Raw genomic sequence first — 17917 nt, forward strand, 5'->3', positions numbered from 1 at the left:
TGTCCATCCTGAACACTTATTTCACTTTACCATATTCGGAACAACGGAGTAGATGCGGGGCTTTCGGGCGTCTTTCCCGCTTCAGGCAGACGTAGGCACGGGTAACTGCATGAAAAAACGTATTGTCGTGGCATTATTCCTGGCTCTTTCCTTTCTTCCGGGATGCGCCACAAACGGCGCGGGAAAGCCTCTTCCTGCCAACGAGCATTCATTTCAGCCGACCGTCAATATTGCCGGATCCAGGGCTCTCTACATTTATTCATTGTCGCGTCTCCGCGAGCTGGACGGGGATTTCGAGGGTGCGCTCACGCTCCTGAATGGTGCCATTGAGGCTGACCCCAACTCCGCGTTTCTTCATACGGCAGCCGCCGAGATCTATCTGAAATCGGGCAAACTCGACGATGCGCTCCGTGCATGTGAAAACGCCATCCGCGTCGATCCCGGGTTCCGTCCGGCACGGATCATTGCCGGGACCATCCTGGCAAACCTCAAGCGGGACAAGGAAGCTATTGTCCATCTCAGCAAGGCCATTGAGCTTGATCCGACCAAGGAGGATGCCTATCTCCACCTGGCCATCTCCTATGTCCGAACCTTCGATTACGAGCAGGCGGTTAACACCCTCAAGTCCCTGATCAAGATCAACCCCGAGTCATCGCTGGGCTACTATTACCTGGGCAAGACCTACGACCAGATGAAGCTCCAGAAGGAGGCTGCCAACTATTACAAGAAGGCCATCGAGATCAAGCCCGATTTCGAGCAGGCCATAATCGACCTGGGGATTTCCCAGGAGGGGCTCGGCCTCTATGATGATGCCATCGCCACCTACAAGCGGCTGCTTGAGACAAATCCGTTCAACATGAACGTGCTGCAGCACCTGGTGCAGCTTTACCTCCAGCAGCAGCGGCTGGAGGACGCGCTCCCACTGCTCATCGTGATGAAGGATCGGGGTGTCGGCGGCCTGGAAACCCAGCGCAAGATCGGCCTCATCTATATGGAACTGGAGCGCTATGACGAGGCAATCGCCGAATTCGAGCAGATCCTTGCCCGGGAACCCAAGGCCCACCAGATTCGCTTCTACATTGCGAGCGCTTACGAGGAGAAAGAGGAGTTCGACAAGGCCATAGAGGAATTCAGTAAGATTCCTCCGGGAACCGCCAATTACGTTGAGGCCTTGGGGCACATCGCTTTCATGTACCGGGATCAGGAAAAACCTGAGAAGGGAATCCAGATCCTGACGGATGCCATTACTGCCAATCCCGATAAATTGGACCTCTATCTCTATCTGGCCGGTCTGTACGAATCAATGGATAAGTTCTCAGAAGGACTTGCCGTTCTCAAGGGGGTTGAAGGGAAATTTGCCGAGGACCCGAGGCTCCACTTCCGGATGGGAACCATCCTCGACAAAATGGGGAACAAGGAGGAGTCCATCGCCCGGATGAAGCGGGTTATCGCCATTACGCCCGACGATGCCCAGGCCCTCAACTATCTGGGCTATACCTACGCCGAGATGGGCATCAAGCTGGATGAAGCCCTCCAGTACCTCAAGAAGGCCGTGGCGCTTCGTCCCAACGACGGTTTTATTCTCGACAGTCTCGGCTGGGTCTACTTCAAGATGAAGCGTTATGACGAGGCCGTGCCGCTCCTGGAGCGGTCGCTCAAGGTCGTGGAGGACGATCTGACGGTCATGGAGCACCTGGCCGACGCCTATGCAGCCAACCATGAATACCGCAATGCCTTGAAACTTTACAAAAAGATCCTCGACGCCGACCCGGGTCGCAAGGATATCGCCGAAAAGAAGAAAAAGGTCAGGGCGGAAAGTCTGGAAAAATGACGGCACGGCTGTTCTGCTGTCTTGCGGCACTGGTTACCCTTGTTTCGTGCAGCGGCGGTACGCCTCCTGCGGAACTGCCGCGGCGTGGAGCAGGGGCCCCTGCCTACGGCGATGCCCTGGTGGTTGGCACCATTGGCGAACCATCCAACCTGATCCCGCTGCTTGCCTCCGATTCCGCCTCCCACGATGTGGCGGGGAACGTCTTCAACGGCCTTGTGAAGTATGACAAGAATCTTGAGCTGGTGGGGGATCTGGCGGAGTCGTGGCAGGTATCCCCCGACGGCCTCACCATCACCTTCAGATTGCGCAAAGGGGTGAAGTGGCACGACGGCACCGAGTTCACCTCCCGCGACGCCCTCTACACCTACCGCGTCACCATCGATCCCAAGACCCCCACTGCCTATGCCGAGGACTTCAAGCAGGTGAAGAGCGCAGAAGCGCCGGACCGGTACACCTTCCGCGTGACTTACGGCAAGCCCTTTGCCCCGGCTCTGGCCTCCTGGGGGGCGGGAATCCTGCCGGCCCACCTCCTTGAGGGGAAGGACATCACGAAAAGCCCACTTTCCCGCCATCCCGTGGGGACCGGCCCCTACCGGTTCAAGGAGTGGATTGCGGGGCAGAAGGTCGTCCTTGAGGCATTTCCCGACTACTTCGAGGGGCGGCCCTACATTGACCGGTTCGTCTATCGGATTATCCCCGATACTTCCACCATGTACCTGGAACTGAAGGCGGGCGGCCTCGACATGATGGGGCTTACGCCGGTCCAGTACGCCCGGCAGACCGATACCCCCGATTTCCTGGCCCGTTTCAATAAGTTCCGCTATCCGGCCTCTGCGTACACCTACCTGGGATACAATCTCCGCAACCCTCTTTTCGCCGACCGGCGGGTCCGACAGGCCATTGCCTGCGCCATCAACAAGGACGAGATAGTCCACGGGGTGCTTCTGGGGCTGGGGCAGGTGGCCCACGGGCCCTTCAAGCCGGGAACCTGGCCATACAACCCTTCCGTGAGGGACTTCGGCTACGACCCGGCCCGGGCAAAGGCGTTGCTGGCAGAGGCGGGGTGGCACGCGGTCGGGCCCGATGGTATCCTTACGAAAGACGGCAAGCCCTTCAGTTTCACGATTTTTACCAACCAGGGAAACGACCAGCGGCTCAAGACCGCCCAGATCATCCAGCGTCGCCTCGCAAAGGTTGGGATCGAGGTGAAGATCCGGGTTCTGGAGTGGGCGTCGCTTCTCACCAACTTCATCGACAAGCGGAATTTCGACGCCCTCATCATGGGATGGACCATTCCCCAGGATCCGGATATCTTTGATGTGTGGCATTCCAGCAAGACCGGCCCCAAGGAACTGAACTTCATCGGGTTCAAGAACGCCGAGGTGGACCGGCTCATCGAAGAGGGGCGCAGTACCTTCGATCAGGAAAAGCGCAGGCGCTGCTACTGGCGCATCCAGGAAATACTCGCCCAGGAGCAGCCCTACACGTTTCTCTTCGTCCCCGATGCCCTGCCGGTCGTGAATGCCCGCTTCCGGGGGATCGAGCCAGCGCCGGCCGGAATCATGCACAACATCATCCGGTGGTATGTGCCCAAGGAAGAGCAGGTGCATTAACTGCCGGGACCAGGTGCCGGGGACCAGTAAAGGCTTAAATCTTTACCGGCCCACGGTTCATGGTCCCCGTTCTCCGACTTATGATCACTTATCTTGCAAAGCGACTAATAATGATGGTTCCGCTCCTCCTGGGGATTACCCTCATCTCCTTTGTGGTGATCCGCCTGGCCCCCGGCGAGCCGGTGGAGGCCATGACCGCCATGAGCCCCAAAATCACCGCCGAGACCCGCCAGCGGCTCCGGGAGTTCTATGGTCTCGACAAGCCGCTCCACGTCCAGTACGCCACCTGGCTCAAACAGGTGGCCACCCTCGATTTCGGCCGCTCTTTCGCCCCCGACAATCGGCCGGTGACCGACAAGATCAAGGAACGGATTCCGGTTACCATTTCCCTCAACGTCATCGCCCTGATCCTGGAGTTCGGCCTTGCCATACCCATCGGCATCTTTGCGGCCACCCACCGGGACACCCTCTACGACAAGGGGATCACCATCTTCGTCTTCCTGGGGTTCGCGGTGCCGACCTTCTGGCTGGCGCTGCTCCTCATGTACTTCTTCGGCGTTAAGTTGGGGTGGCTCCCCATCTCGGGGCTCCACTCTCTGGGGAGCGAGACACTTTCCCCTATGGCGTGGTTCGTGGATTTGGCGAAGCACCTGATCCTCCCGGTCTCCGTGGCCACCTTCGGGAGTCTGGCGGGGCTCTCCCGCTACATGCGCTCCACCATGCTGGAAGTGATCCGACAGGATTACATCACCACGGCCCGGGCCAAGGGTCTCACGGAGCGGGCGGTCATCTACCGGCACGCCCTGCGCAATGCGCTGCTGCCGGTCATCACGCTCCTCGGCTTCTCCCTTCCCGGCCTCATCGGGGGGAGCGTCATTTTCGAGACCATCTTCGCCATCCCCGGCATGGGGCAGCTCTTCTACCAGGGGGTCATGGGGCGGGATTATCCCCTTGTCATGGGAATTCTGGTGATTGGCGCGTTCCTTACCCTTGTCGGCAATCTCCTGGCCGATCTCTGCTATGCCATGGCCGATCCGCGTATCAGGCACGGGAGGGGGTAGGAAATGGCCTTTCGGGAAAGCTGGTTCCATACGGTTTTCTGGAAGCGGTTCCGGCACAACCGGTTTGCCATGGCCGGCGGGTGTGTCGTGCTCCTTCTCTTTGTGGTGTCGCTGCTGGCTCCGTATATCACCCCCTGGGACCCCCACGCCATCGACGCCTATCATGTGCTCCTTCCCCCTTCGGCGAACCACTGGTTCGGCACCGACGAGCTGGGGCGCGACGTCTTTACCCGGGTGGTCTACGGGGCGCGGATTTCCCTCAAGGTGGGGTTCGTCTCGGTGGGGATCGCCGTGGCCATCGGGGTGGTGCTGGGGCTTGTTTCCGGCTTCTACGGCGGCATCATCGATACCGTCATCATGCGGTTTGTGGATATCATGCTCTGTTTCCCCACCTTTTTCCTGATCCTGGCGGTGATCGCTTTTCTGGAACCGTCCATCTGGTATATCATGGCGATTATCGGCCTCACGGGGTGGATGGGGGTGGCGCGGCTCGTGCGGGCCGAGGTGCTGTCGCTGCGGGAGCGGGACTTCATTCTGGCGGCCCGGGCGCTGGGGGCGTCCGATGCGCGGATCATCTTCCGTCACATCCTTCCCAACGCCCTGTCACCGGTGCTCGTCTCTGCTACCCTTGGCGTGGCAGGGGCCATCCTCACGGAGTCGGCCCTGTCGTTTCTCGGCATCGGCGTGCAACCCCCCACGCCCAGTTGGGGGAACATCCTCACGTCGGGCAAGGATTACATCGAGTTCGGTTGGTGGCTCTCCCTGTTCCCCGGCCTGGCCATTCTGGTGACGGTCCTTGCCTACAACCTCCTGGGGGAGGGGATTCGCGACGCCCTCGACCCCCGGCTGAATCGCTGAAATTTTTGATAAATCCGAGGAGTACCATGTCAGACAACAACCAGTCCACGCGGCAGCAGATGACAGAGCCCGCCGTCAACAAGGACAAGTTCGCAATTGTTACCGTCGATGACGAGATCAGGGCTGACGGGCTCTGTCAGTCTCTGCTCAAGCGCTTCTATGATTCGCTCCTCGAGGGGGGGATGGATCCCCAGGAGGCAACTCTCGTGGCCAGCGGCGCCGATTACTACGTGCGCGATTTCATCGTTGGATACAAGCACCGCAATCTCTTCGACGAGCGGCCGGGAATTGTCCGGCAGTTCGCCGGCAACTGGTACATCGTCAACACTATCGAACCTTCCATTGAGGAGCTTGCCGGACATCTGCACGGGGTGCGCTCCTTTTACCGCTTCCTCCATGGCCAAGGGCTTGTCAGTGGGGATTTTCTCGCCGTCATGGAGCAGGAGTGCGGCGACGGGGCTTTTTATGAAGGACGCATCCGGAGCTTCTGGGAGATCGAGGGTGACGGGTATCTTGCATGGGAACGTGAATGTTCACTGAAACAGGACTGAAATCAGGGAGGAGAACCATGAGATTCGCACGACTGCTGTTGCTGCCCCTTATCGTCATCGGAACGTTGTCCGGCTGCGCCGTCAACATGGCGGACATCCACGGTTTCAACGTCATCTCCCTTGAACAGGAAAAGGAGCTCGGCACCAAGTTCGCGGCTGAGATCGAAAAGCAGTATCCGGTCTATAACGACCCAGAAGCCCAGAAGTACGTTGATCGTCTCGGCCGCAGGCTCCTGACCGGAGCCCGGGAGGTGAGCTTCGACTACGTCTTCAAGGTGGTGAAGGATGACAGCGTCAACGCCTTTGCCATTCCCGGCGGCCGGCTCTATGTCCACACCGGGCTCCTCAAGGCGGCCCAGAGCGAGACGGAGGTGGCGGCGGTCATGGCCCACGAGATCAGCCATGCGGTGGCCCGGCACGGCACCCGCCAGATGACCCAGCAGTATGGCTATTCCCTGGTCCTCTCCCTGGTCCTGGGGCAGAACTCGAACATGCTGGCACAGATTGCCGGAGAGCTCTTCGGCAAGGCGGGGATGATGTCCTACAGCCGGGATTATGAGAACCAGGCCGACTTCCTCGGGGTGGAAACCATGTCCAAGGCGGGCTACAACCCCCAGGGGATGGTTTCCTTCTTCCAGAAGCTTGATACCATGGGACAACAGAATCCGAGCGCCCTCACCAAGTTCTTCTCGTCGCATCCCCTTACGTCGGAACGGATCCAGCGGGTTCAGGCGGAGATAGCCCAGCTTCCTCCCCGCACCTATCCGCCTGTTGACAATACCGACTTGCAGAAGATCAGGGCGCGTATCAAGTGATGAACGATCGGGACGAACGCTGGGACCGCATTGCCGGCAAACTGGATACTCTCCTGGACCGGTTTGATCGGTTTCTGGACGGTCATATTCCACCACCACCGCCCGACGGCCGGCTCTTCGAGCGCCACCTCGCCTTCCGCTGGCGGCGGACAGGGGAAGGGGGGGCATTTCTGCCGGTGGAGCATCCCCACCTCCCCGACTTGGACGATCTGATGGGGATCGACCTCGTCCGTGATGAGCTTGTTCGCAACACCGGGCAATTCGTGGTTGGCTATCCGGCCAACAACGTCCTCCTGTGGGGGGAGCGGGGGACCGGCAAATCCACCTGCGTGAAAGGGCTGCTCCGGCGCTTTTCCGAGGAGGGCCTCCGACTCGTGGAGGTGCTCCGGGACGATCTTTGCACCTTGCCTGCCATCATCGCTCCTCTTAGGAAAATGCCGCAGCGCTTCATCCTCTTCTGCGATGATCTCTCTTTCGGCGAAGGGGAAGGGGGATACCGGGAGTTGAAGGTCCTCCTTGAGGGGGGGATCGAGGAGCGTCCTTCCAATATCCTCTTTTACGCCACCTCCAACCGGCGGCACCTCCTGCCGGAACGGATGGAGGACAATCTGGGGGGAGAGATCCATCCCGAGGAGGCGGTGTCGGAGAAGCTCTCCCTGGCCGACCGCTTCGGCCTCAACCTGAGTTTTTACTCCTTTGATCAGGACACCTACCTCGCCATCGTTGCACGGTACGCTGAGAAGTTTTCCTTGCCCATGGGCGGGGAGGCCCTCAGGAGAGAGGCTCTGCAATGGGCCATCTTCAAGGGGAGCCGCTCCGGAAGGTCTGCGCGGCAGTTTGTCGACGATCTTGCAGGGCGGTTGCGGGTGGCATTGCCGGCGGAGAAGTAGACAATGGCTTACAGAGTACGCAAAGTTACGGTGATAAAGCAGGGGAGGGGCGGATTCCGTCCGGGACAGGCAGGAGCCGACTTGGCCAAGGAACCGTGCTGAGGCCCCAAGACTCCCGCGGTCAGCGGGACCATCAACGAAAATGTCCCTGGCTTTATCCGCTGGCATGAAACTCCTGCCGGCAGGGTGCCGATTGTTTCGACGGAGTTCCGGTTTGCCGACCGGCTCGGTGCCTGGAAGGCCCGGTGGGGGATCGGGCGGATGTCGTACCTGGTGCCACCGGGCCTCTACGCCATTGGCTCCCCCGGCCCCGAAGACCCCGTGGTGGTGACCGCCAACTACAAGATGAGCTACGACCTGGTCAGGAGGGAGCTTTCGGGGCGCAACGTCTGGTTCCTCGTCCTCGAAACCTTCGGGATCAATGTCTGGTGCGCTGCCGGCAAGGGAACCTTCGGCACCGACGAACTGGTCCGTCGCGTGGGAATGGTCAAACTTGCCACGGTGGTGAAACACCGGGCGCTCATTCTCCCCATTCTCGGCGCTCCCGGCGTGGCCGCCCACCAGGTTGCCCGGCGGAGCGGATTCCGGGTGCACTACGCCACGATCCGCGCCGCCGACCTCCCCGAGTACCTCGATAACGGCATGGTGACTACACCTGAGATGCGTCAGCTTACCTTTACCACCCGTGAGCGGCTCGCCCTCACCCCAATCGAACTGGTGACGACCGGGAAGTGGGTCGTGCCGTTCGTGGCGCTACTCGTCGTTCTGTCGATCGTTCCCGGCGGGCTTTTATCCTCCCCAACCCTTGTCTCTTCGTTGGTTCTCTTCGTGGGGACCGTGCTGGCCGGAGCCGTTGCTGCTCCGGTACTTCTTCCCTGGCTTCCGGGTAAAAGTTTTGCCGTGAAGGGGGCAGTGGCCGGTTGCTGCTGGGCAGTTCTGTTTATTGGGGTAGGGAGGGGGGCAACGGGATGGCTTGACGCCATGGCCCTCTTTCTCACCGTGCCGGCCGTGACCGCCTTCCTGACCCTTAATTTCACCGGCAGCACCCCCTTCACCTCCCGCTCAGGGGTGAAGAAGGAGATGCGGCTTGGGCTGCCGATGATGGCAGTGTCACTGCTTGCCGGCATTTCCCTCTGGATCGCGGCCCGTTTCTTCTGAGTCCGCAAGGAGTTGTCTGACGTGAAAGGTTTCTCCTACCTCACAAACGTTGCCTCCCTTGAACTCAACCGCGAAGCCTGCATCGGCTGTGGCATGTGTGTGGCGGTTTGTCCCCATGGAGTGTTCGCGCTGCAGGGCAACAAGGCCGAAATGCAGGATTTCGACGCCTGCATGGAATGCGGCGCCTGCGCCGTCAACTGCCCCGTTGGTGCCATCGAGGTCGATTCGGGAGTCGGGTGTGCATCGGGGATGATAAATGAGTGGCTGGCGAGTATCGGCGCGAGGAAAACAAGAGGCGGTGGCTGTTGCTGACATTGAAAGCTCTTTCCATTGACTTGCCGTTTGTATGGTGATAATGAATAATTTCAAAAATTTGAACCACTGGAGGGATTGCGCATGAACGAGACGGGAAGAAGAATTGCACGACTCATCATCGGTGTGGCTGTCGCCGCATCGGCAGCAGTGGCGTTTGCTTCCGAGGGGGGCGTGGGGGTCAGCGCCGATGAAGCGCTCCAGCGCCTCATGGACGGAAACAAGCATTACGTGGAAGGTCAGATGGGCGCCTGCCGCGAGAGCGATACGGCGAAACGGGAAGGGTTGGCAAAGGGGCAGAAACCCTATGCGATCATTCTCTCCTGTTCCGATTCGCGGGTTCCGCCCGAGATCATTTTCGACAAGTCCATGGGTGAGCTGTTCGTGGTGCGGGTTGCCGGCAACATCCCCGATCCCGTCGTTCTCGGGAGCATCGAATACGCTGCCGAGCACATTGGTTCTCCCCTCATCATGGTGCTCGGACACGAGCGCTGCGGTGCCGTGACCGCCACCGTCGACAGCAAGGGGAAGGCTGAAGGGAATATCGGCGCTCTGGTGAAGACCATCGCTCCTGCCGTCCAGAAGGTTAAAAAGGCAATGAAAGGCAAGCCCAAGGCAGAGTTGGTGGAAGCTGCCTGCGATGCCAACGTCAAGCTCGTTGCGGCCAATATCACCAAGAAGTCGCCGGTCGTTGCCAAGCTCGTCAAGGAAGGGAAGATGAAGATCGTGACCGCCAAGTACGATCTTGACGACGGGAAGGTAACCCTCTTCGAGGCAAAAAAGTAGCGACACCTGCCGGCACCACTGTGCTGCATCGTAAAGAAAAGCCCGCTTCCGCGGGCTTTTTCAGTTCTGTAATACCTCTTTGATCTTTGCCAGGAGTTCGTCCGGTTTCACCGGTTTCGCTATGAAGTTGATCCCCTCGTCGAGGACCCCTTTCCGGCTGATGATGTCCTGGGTGTAGCCGCTGATGAAGAGCGCCTTCATCTCCGGCCGGATGTTCCGGATCTCTTCATAGACGGACTGGCCGTTCCTTTTGGGCATAACCACATCGAGAAGCAGAAGGTCTATCCGGGTGCTGTTCTCCATGAACCGCCGGACAGCCTCGGCACCGTCGCTCGCTTCGATGACGGTGTAGCCGTTGCGTTCAAGAACGAGCTTCGAGAGCTTGCGCACGTCCCGGTCGTCTTCGGCTATCAGGATGGTCTCCTGGTTCCCCTGGGCGGCCGCCGTTGCGTCGCGGTGCTCCGTGGTCTCCTTTGGCGCCACGATGGGAAGGTAAATTCTGACGGCAGTTCCTTTCCCTATCTCTGAATCAACGGTGATGAATCCCTCGTGCTGCTTGACGATGCCGTAGACCATGGAGAGGCCGAGCCCTGTTCCCTTGCCGACCTCCTTGGTGGTGAAGAAGGGGTCGAAGATGCGTTCCTGTGTTTCGCAGTCCATGCCGGTGCCCGAATCTGCAATGGTCAGAATTGCGTAGTAGCCGGTTTTTCCCTTTTCAAGGGGACCGAAGAAATCTTCTTCCAGGAAGTCGCTCCCCGTCGTAACAGTAAGCGTGCCGCCGTCCGGCATGGCGTCGCGGGCGTTTGTCACGAGATTCATCAGGATCTGGTCGATTTGCCCCGCATCCACATGGCACACGAGGGGTTCGCTGGAGAGCGAGGTTACAAAGGTGATATCCTCGCTCACCAGTCGATGGAGAAGTTTCTCTATACCCTTCACAATGTCATTCAGATTCGTCGGGTGAGGAGAGATTACCTGCTTCCTGCCGAAGGCGAGGAGCCGTTTGACGAGGTTGGTGGCCCGGTCAGCGGCTGAGAGAATCTGTTCCACGTAAATGCGATAGGGGTTGTCAGTCTTGAGGCTGCGCTGCAGAAGCGTTCCGAAGCCAACGATGGCAGTGAGTATGTTGTTGAAATCGTGGGCTACCCCCCCGGCAAGTGTTCCGATAGCCTCCATCTTCTGGGCATGGCGGAGTTCCTCGGCCAGGAGTTCCTTCTCGGCCTCACGGGTTTTCAGTGTAGTGCCCAGGTGGTTGAACGCCGTGGCGAGCCGGCCGATCTCATCCTTCGATTCCACGGGGACAGGCTCGAATGAACCAGAACTTTCGAGAACCCTGATCCCTTCGGTGAGTCGGTCGAGGGGGCGCGTAATTCTACGGGTTATGACGTAGGTGAAGAAGGTGCCGAGGAGGAGAAAGCCCGCTGCCATGAGGACGCTTGTGTAGAGGAGCGTGTCGAGTTTTTTCCCGAGAAGGCTCTTGTCGACGATGATTCGCGCATAACCGATAACGCGGGGCGTTGGCCGTGGGGGTTGGTCGAGGAACAATGATCCGTCCGTGGGGAAGGATGAACTCGACAGTACTGGTGCCCAGAACTCGAAGATGTCATCTCCCTCGAAGACCGAGGGCTCGGTTGTCCCTTTCAGCCGTTCGAAGCGGGTGCTCCAATGGGGAAAGGCCCGGCCGGAATTGTTGATAACACTCTTGTGTGCCTGTTCCTGGAGTGCTTTACCTTCTGCCGTCACGATGGTGACAAAAAGGACTCCTTCGTGTTCCAGAATACCCTGGATGGGGTCCCGCAGAAGTTCTGCATTTTCGGCAAAAACACCGAGACGGGTATTGTGGGCCAGGAGTCTCGCCAGGAGTTTCCCCTCGTTGACCAGACTATCCCTCAGGGCGCTTCGCTGTTGCTGGAAGAAGAAAACCGTAAACGAAATCGAAATTACCGCGATAAAGAGTGTGAACAGGAGGAAGAACCTCAGTCCCACGCTGTCACGACGGTTTTTCAGCTCGTCGAAAAAATCCATTCTTTCCCCTAGCGTATGACTTTGGCTCGACTTAAAGCCTCTTCGTTCAAGGAGAGGCCAAGTTTGCGCGCTATCCTGCTGTTTATCGTGATGACCGCGCCATGGGGTTCGCTGCGCGGGATGCTTTCAGGAGAGGTTCCCGACTGTATCTTTCTGACCATTTCGCCGGCCTGCCGCCCCACCTCGTACGGATCAACATCGAGCGCCATGAGTGCTCCCATCTGAACATACTTATCCGAAAACGTGATGATGGGAATCCTGTTGTTCAGGGAGAAGAGCAGGAGGTACTCGATCGCTTCCGGTGTCAAAAGCGTGGCATCGGGAAGCATGAGGAATGCCTCGATGTCGCCTTTCATCCCTTCGACAAGATTCAGGACATCGCGTGACGAGCGGACTTCCCGCGCCACGAGGTCTATGCCGAGAGAGCGGGCCGTTGCCTGCGATTTACGGAAAAGGGCTCCGCTTCGCGCCGGGTTGTACAGGGTCCCCACACGCTTGAGCCGCGGCATTACCTTCTGTGCTGAAACTAATTGCCGCTCCGGCGCCACGTGCATGCCGATGCCGGTGATGTTTGATCCAGTAGTGAGGGAGTTATGCTGGTCGAAGACCATAAGGTAGACGATGGGAGTGTCCTTGATTCTCTTTACCCTGTTCATGGCCTCCGTGCCGATGGCCACAATCACATCGGGCCGTTCATCCCGAACCGCTTTTGCCACATCGAGACCGTCGAGATCAGACAGGACCAGTTTCCTGAAGTTCCCGGCCACGACGCTTCGCACCCCCTTCGCCGCTTCCTCATAGGGGGCGACCCTGAGGCTTTGCAGGACGAGCACCTTCTGGGCCGCCTGACTTGTTCCGCCAAGGAGCACCAGAGTGAACGCAAACACGAACGTGACAAGCCTCATGAAGAGGATGGCTCTGTTCACGTCGCTTGCGCCCAGGAATGGCGGGATCGTGTGATCTTTGCCGAAAGCCCTGGTGCTCTGGATCGAACTATGGTCTTGTCGACGATTTGACATGTTGGAGGTAATGGTTGCCAATTTTTTGTTTGTCTAAGTCGTTAATTTGAATTGCTTTATAGGCTGGCAATAGTAATTAAGCCCTTGAATGTCCATAAAAAACAGGATGTTTGCCGGTGTGCTCCTGATGGGAGCGTACGGTAAAGATAGGGAGTTGTGCGATTTTAATGCCATTTTGGTAATGATACCGAAGAGTTGATTATTCGAGAGAGAAATTTCTCTTGCCGGGTAACCCGGAGGAGATTCAATGGTGCTGATTTTTCGATGTATTTAAGGGTGGAAGGGATATTGTTTCTAACATCTGTGGGATTTGAAAGGTTTGAAAGGAGCTCTTTTTGCATGATCCGGTTTCTTGAAAATGCATTAATGGTTGCAGCATCGTGACAGCGAATAACACTATCGGGAACTTCTGTAGGGTTGGGGGAGATGGATGTCGTTTCAGGATAAAGCGATCAAGAAACGGATTTCTGTGGCCACGATAGCCTGTGCAGGGGCTGTGCTGTGGCTCCATGGCTCGGTTGTCCCGGCCTGGGCCGAAAACGACGAGATGAAGGTCCTTGAGATGTTTTACGAGGACAAAGAACTTGTGGTCACTCCCACGCGGGATCCGAAGCCCATCTCCCAGGTGGCGGAAAACGTCACCGTCATCACCGCCAAGGAGATTCAGGCCCTCAATGCCCACACCCTGGGAGAGGTTCTCAATACCATACCGGGGGTCCATGTGGAGCCCCGCGTGACGCCGGGAGGGTTATCCCCCACACTTTCCATCCAGGGGTCCGAGAGCAACCATGTCCGGGTGATCATGGATGGAGTGACCATCAACAACGTTTCCGACTTCCTGGCGGATGTGGGGGCCATCCCTGTACAGCGGATCGCGGCGGTGGAGATAATCAAAGGGCCGGCGTCCTCGGCATGGGGTTCTTCACTGGGGGGGATCATCAACATCATCACCAAGTCTCCGGACGAGGGACGGAAACTGGGCGGAACGGTCTCGGCCTCCATGGGTGAGCGTACCACCGGCGACTTCCGCCTGGAACTCTCTGGCACCCGTTCTTCTCTTGGATATTACCTGGCTGCCGACGGCATAACCTCCGACGGTCTCCTTCCCCATACGGGCGTGGACAGCGGCAGCGTATACGGCAAGATGACATGGGACCCCCAGGAGGATACCCGCGTGTTTGCCACGTATAGTTATTCCCGCGGGAAAAGGGGGTTGGGGGAGTTTCCCCAGTATGGATTGCGTCAGGAGGGGGACTATGAGCATTTGATAGCAACCCTCGGCATGAGCCATGCCTTGAGTGAAAGCCTTGATCTGGATATCGCGGGCCGCTTCTCGCACCGCGATTACAGTGACGTTTCCGGTGCCTTGGGCGCGGGAGAGGGATTGAACAACAACAGCTATGAGCAGCCCAACCTCGGCGCAAGCGCCAAGCTCGCCTGGCGCACGGGCATTCACAGCGTGATAATTGGAACGGATTACGACAACGGTACCATAGACGCAGATTTAAGGGAAAATGGCGGCACCGTTCGCACGAAGACCCATGGCCGCCTGGAGCGGCGGGCGATTTTCGCCAACGACACAATCGTCTGGAACAACTGGTCGATCACCCCGGGTCTGCGTTACGACTGGACCAGCACCAGCGATGATTTCTTCAGCCCGAGCCTAGGGGTGACATATAACCTGAGTGACCACACGGTCCTGCGGGCTTATGTGGCCCGGGGCTTTAACGTCCCTTCTTTGACCGCGACTACCGTCGGCGCGCAGGGATTGCAGCCTAACCCTCATCTGGAAATGGAGAAGGTCTGGTCCTATCAGCTTGGCTTCGAGACGACCTTTCTCAGGTATCTCTGGCTGAAGAATACGGTGTTCCGTCATGATGTCTCTGACTTCCTTGCTTATGATGGTGCGACCAACAGTTATGTCAATCAGGGGAAGCAGCGTCGGCAGGGGGTAGAGGTGGAGGTGAAATCCATCCCCTTTTTCAACACCACCATCGGCGTCGGCTATACATTCATCGATGCCCGTGATCGGCTTGCCGATGAACGCGTGCCGAACATCCCTCGGCAAACGTGGGACGTATCCATAAATTATGACGACCGGAAACTCCTGCGGGGAGGGCTTGTTGGGCGCTATACCCAATGGAACGCCAGAGAGGATTTTAACAGCCGCGAAAACGCCATGATCTGGGACCTGACCGGAGGGGTCCGGTTTCTGACCGGGCAGGTATCCGGCGAGATATTCTTCGTTGCCCATAACCTTTTCAATGGTTCACAATATCTCCATTACTTCTTTAGGAATCCTGGTCGCTGGTTCGAGGGAGGGCTTCGCTTTAACTTTTGAGTTGACGAAATTCATAAATTGAATATTATTAATTTTTTTCTTCTTGATTACTTGTGTGCAGAAAGTAGAATGACGTTCTATCGGTAAATATCTCACAGGAGGGAGGTACGTATGCAACAGGATGTTCAGAACGTGAAGAATGAAGTGACAGAAGAGGTTATGGTGGTGTCGGAGGGGACAATCGGTTCCGGTCCTCAAATTGGTGTCTGCTTCGGCTCGTACTTCCTCATAAGAGGATGATAATCACCTGAAGCATGAAGGAAGGGGGAGCTATTCCCCCTTTTTTTTATGTGTCATGGTGATGGATCGCAATGCACTCCTTACTTTGGCGCCAGGGAGGGCCGCCATGCACCTTTCCCGCTATCTGAAACGGTACTCCTGCCATGAGCGGCCGGGGCACCTGCTTCTCTTTTCCACCAGAACCGCTGCCATCGCCATCGTTCCCGAGAAGGTCATTGCCAATATCGAACAGGGAGCCATCAGTCCGGCGACCGCTGAAACCCTCTCGCGTCTCGGGTTTCTTGTCCCCGATACCGAGGTCGAGGCGGAACAGGTACGTCAGTTGTTCACGACGATCAATGGGGAGCGCACCGTTGCCACCATCATCGCCGTTCTGAACATGGACTGCAACCTGGCCTGCACTTACTGCTTCGAGGGTGGGCTGAAGGGGAAGCGGTACATGGATCACGCAACGGCAGAACGACTGGTATCTTTTCTGGACCGCCATTACCTCGCCGAAGGCATTGCCCCCAATCTGGATTTTTACGGTGGTGAGCCCCTCTTGAGTCTGGATCTGATCCGTTCCATCACCACGAGGCTGAAAGAACGTGCTGCCGGACGTGGGCTTTCCTGTTCCTTCGGCATGGTCAGCAACGGTACGCTTTTGACCGGAGATGTGGCCTGCGAGTTGGCCTCGCTGGGCGTTACCGGGGTCCAGGTTACCCTTGACGGCACTCGCGAGAACCATGATCGATACAGACCCTTTGTCTCCGGAAAGGGAAGCTTTGATGTGATAGTGCGGAATCTGCTGGAAGCATGCGATCTGCTCGATATCAGCATCGTCTGCAACTACACCCAGGAGAATTACTGGGGATTCCCCTCCCTGCTCGATTATCTCCTTGAAGTAGGCCTGAAGCCCGAACGGATTGCTGCTGTCAATTTCGCCCCCATCTCCCGAATCGGCACAGGGGAGCTTCCCCCCGAGTTCAACGATAGCTGTGCCTCCCACAATATGCCGTGGGTTTACGAATCGCAGCTCTTTTTGCGTCAGGAGGCTCTGAAGCGGGGCTACTCAGTGGCGAAGCTCCGTCCGCCGCTCTGCATGGTGGAATTGGCCCGTGATCTCGTGGTTACCCACGAAGGGGAATTGTACAAGTGCCCGGCTTTCATGGGGCGGAAGGGGCTTGCGGTTGGTACGCTGGAAGCGGGCGTCACGGAGTACCGGGAATCTCACAATCTCGATCTCTGGAATAACGAGGAATGTCTCGACTGTGAGTATCTCCCCTTCTGCTACGGTGGGTGCAGGCTTTCGCGGCTCGCGCAGACGGGGGAGATTAATGGGGTGGACTGCCGAAGGGACTACTACGAAGCATCCCTTGAGCGGTATGTCCGGCAAGAGATGGCCAACACGTCCCGTAAACGATAACTTTGCCGGAGACGAATTTGATTCCGTGAAGCACTGCTCGATTGACGGGGGTTACGGCGCTGTCACCTGCACTACCGAGCTTGTTTCGCCATTGGGGTTAATCACCTGAATCCTCAGATCCTTATCCGTCGGATCGGCGGGATAGCGCTGGTAGACCAGTTTCGAGCAGTCCACAAAGGTCAGAAACTCCCGTTCCCCTGATGGCGGCGCACCCGCCCTGAGTCGTTTGCCGGCTCCCGCGTTCAGTCCCACCTGCAGACTGTTTTCCTCCACTACTATTGTTGTTCCTGGCTGGAAATTCTTCCCTTCGATAACCAGCTTGTAATAGGTGACCGCTGCGTCGCTCCTTGTAACGCTGTAAATTTCCGGGGTTGCCACGATGGTAAGAGTCATGGGGGTGGTGAAGGTGTCGTCAGGATTTTTGACCTGGACCTGATGGAGTCCTCCAGGGGCCTGGGGGACAGTGAAGGTGAGAGATTGCTCCGAACCGAAGCTGCTCTTCACCACCGACCCATCGAAAAGCACTTGGCTTGCTGGCTGGAAATTGCGGCCGGTGATGGATAGGACACGCTCGCCCGCAGAGGAACAGACGCTGATAGTGTCGGGAGAAATGGATTCGACAAAGGGTTTCGGTGCCTGGATCGAGAAATTGTAGGTACGGCTCGTGGCGCCGTCGCGTTTGAGGAAAAGGGCGTAAAGTCCAGGAGGGAGTTTCGGTATGGTGAAGGTCAGCAGTTCCGGACCAACGACCGTGGTCGGCACTTCGATTGTGCCCAGAAATGCCGATGTCTTCGCGGTAAAGCCGGTTCCCGAAAGGGTAACGGTGATATTCGGCTCGCCCTGGGCCGGAATGATGCTCAGGATATTTGGAGCAGGGGCGGGGGCCGGTTTCTCTGCCACCGTTGAGCTTGTCTTCCTGGACTTGGTTTGGGGGGCGCCCTGGGCGGCCACCGCAGGCAACAGCGCCGCAAGCGCCACCAGTGCAGTTACACGTTGTTTCATGGAGCCTCCC

The 17917-nt window shown here is 57.9% G+C and carries 16 protein-coding genes; 13 read left to right on the forward strand and 3 right to left on the reverse strand.

Annotated features, from left to right (window positions below):
- Positions 1-109: 109 nt before the first annotated feature.
- From GMET_RS06210 to GMET_RS06255, 10 genes are all read left to right on the forward strand, one after another.
- On the forward strand, positions 110-1831 hold the full coding sequence (locus GMET_RS06210) for a tetratricopeptide repeat protein (protein ID WP_011365785.1): 1722 nt from the start codon (positions 110-112) through the stop codon (positions 1829-1831).
- Positions 1828-3444 carry a peptide-binding protein gene (locus GMET_RS06215; protein WP_011365786.1) on the forward strand — a complete coding sequence of 539 codons (1617 nt, stop codon included), beginning with the start codon at positions 1828-1830 and terminating at the stop codon, positions 3442-3444. Before GMET_RS06210 ends, GMET_RS06215 begins: the two co-directional genes overlap by 4 nt.
- A gap of 80 nt (positions 3445-3524) precedes the next feature.
- Positions 3525-4505 carry an ABC transporter permease gene (locus tag GMET_RS06220; RefSeq protein ID WP_011365787.1) on the forward strand — a complete coding sequence of 327 codons (981 nt, stop codon included), beginning with the start codon at positions 3525-3527 and terminating at the stop codon, positions 4503-4505.
- Between the two features lie 3 nt (positions 4506-4508).
- Positions 4509-5363: an oligopeptide ABC transporter permease gene (opp4C, locus tag GMET_RS06225; RefSeq protein ID WP_004512133.1), complete on the forward strand. Its 855-nt coding sequence runs from the start codon at positions 4509-4511 to the stop codon at positions 5361-5363.
- Positions 5364-5389: 26 nt separating this feature from the next.
- A complete protein-coding gene (locus GMET_RS06230; protein WP_004512132.1) occupies positions 5390-5914 on the forward strand; it encodes a hypothetical protein in 525 nt (174 codons plus the stop codon).
- A gap of 17 nt (positions 5915-5931) precedes the next feature.
- Positions 5932-6729: a M48 family metallopeptidase gene (locus tag GMET_RS06235; protein WP_004512131.1), complete on the forward strand. Its 798-nt coding sequence runs from the start codon at positions 5932-5934 to the stop codon at positions 6727-6729.
- Positions 6729-7619 (forward strand): ATP-binding protein, encoded by an 891-nt coding sequence (locus GMET_RS06240; protein ID WP_004512130.1) that lies wholly within the window; start codon positions 6729-6731, stop codon positions 7617-7619. Before GMET_RS06235 ends, GMET_RS06240 begins: the two co-directional genes overlap by 1 nt.
- 3 nt (positions 7620-7622) lie before the next feature.
- Positions 7623-8777, forward strand: a complete 1155-nt coding sequence (hgcA, locus tag GMET_RS06245; protein ID WP_250697415.1) for a mercury methylation corrinoid protein HgcA — start codon at positions 7623-7625, stop codon at positions 8775-8777.
- A 21-nt stretch (positions 8778-8798) separates the two neighbouring features.
- Positions 8799-9089, forward strand: coding sequence for a mercury methylation ferredoxin HgcB (gene hgcB / locus GMET_RS06250; RefSeq protein ID WP_004512128.1), 291 nt, complete (start codon positions 8799-8801; stop codon positions 9087-9089).
- Between the two features lie 84 nt (positions 9090-9173).
- On the forward strand, positions 9174-9875 hold the full coding sequence (locus tag GMET_RS06255) for a carbonic anhydrase (RefSeq protein ID WP_004512127.1): 702 nt from the start codon (positions 9174-9176) through the stop codon (positions 9873-9875).
- Between the two features lie 60 nt (positions 9876-9935).
- Here GMET_RS06255 and GMET_RS06260 read toward each other — a convergent pair whose 3' ends face one another.
- Together GMET_RS06260 and GMET_RS06265 are read right to left on the reverse strand one after the other, a co-directional pair.
- On the reverse strand, positions 9936-11900 hold the full coding sequence (locus GMET_RS06260; protein ID WP_004512126.1) for an ATP-binding protein: 1965 nt from the start codon (positions 11898-11900) through the stop codon (positions 9936-9938).
- 8 nt (positions 11901-11908) lie between these two features.
- The gene (locus tag GMET_RS06265) at positions 11909-12826 is read right to left on the reverse strand and encodes an ABC transporter substrate-binding protein (protein ID WP_238378985.1); all 918 of its coding nucleotides are present in this window, start codon (positions 12824-12826) and stop codon (positions 11909-11911) included.
- Positions 12827-13349: 523 nt separating this feature from the next.
- On the opposite strand from GMET_RS06265, the gene GMET_RS06270 reads away from it, so the two are divergent.
- From GMET_RS06270 to gptM, 3 genes are all read left to right on the forward strand, one after another.
- The gene (locus tag GMET_RS06270) at positions 13350-15260 is read left to right on the forward strand and encodes a TonB-dependent receptor plug domain-containing protein (protein WP_004512124.1); all 1911 of its coding nucleotides are present in this window, start codon (positions 13350-13352) and stop codon (positions 15258-15260) included.
- A 111-nt stretch (positions 15261-15371) separates the two neighbouring features.
- Entirely contained in the window at positions 15372-15500 is a 129-nt protein-coding gene (locus GMET_RS19150) for a hypothetical protein (protein ID WP_004512123.1), read from the forward strand.
- Positions 15501-15606: 106 nt separating this feature from the next.
- Entirely contained in the window at positions 15607-16905 is a 1299-nt protein-coding gene (gene gptM, locus GMET_RS06275; RefSeq protein WP_004512122.1) for a geopeptide radical SAM maturase, read from the forward strand.
- Between the two features lie 51 nt (positions 16906-16956).
- Here gptM and GMET_RS06280 read toward each other — a convergent pair whose 3' ends face one another.
- Positions 16957-17907: an IPT/TIG domain-containing protein gene (locus GMET_RS06280; RefSeq protein WP_004512121.1), complete on the reverse strand. Its 951-nt coding sequence runs from the start codon at positions 17905-17907 to the stop codon at positions 16957-16959.
- Positions 17908-17917 lie beyond the last annotated feature (10 nt).

Origin of the sequence: Geobacter metallireducens GS-15, assembly GCF_000012925.1 — a bacterium.
Taxonomy (GTDB): Bacteria; Desulfobacterota; Desulfuromonadia; order Geobacterales; family Geobacteraceae; genus Geobacter; species Geobacter metallireducens.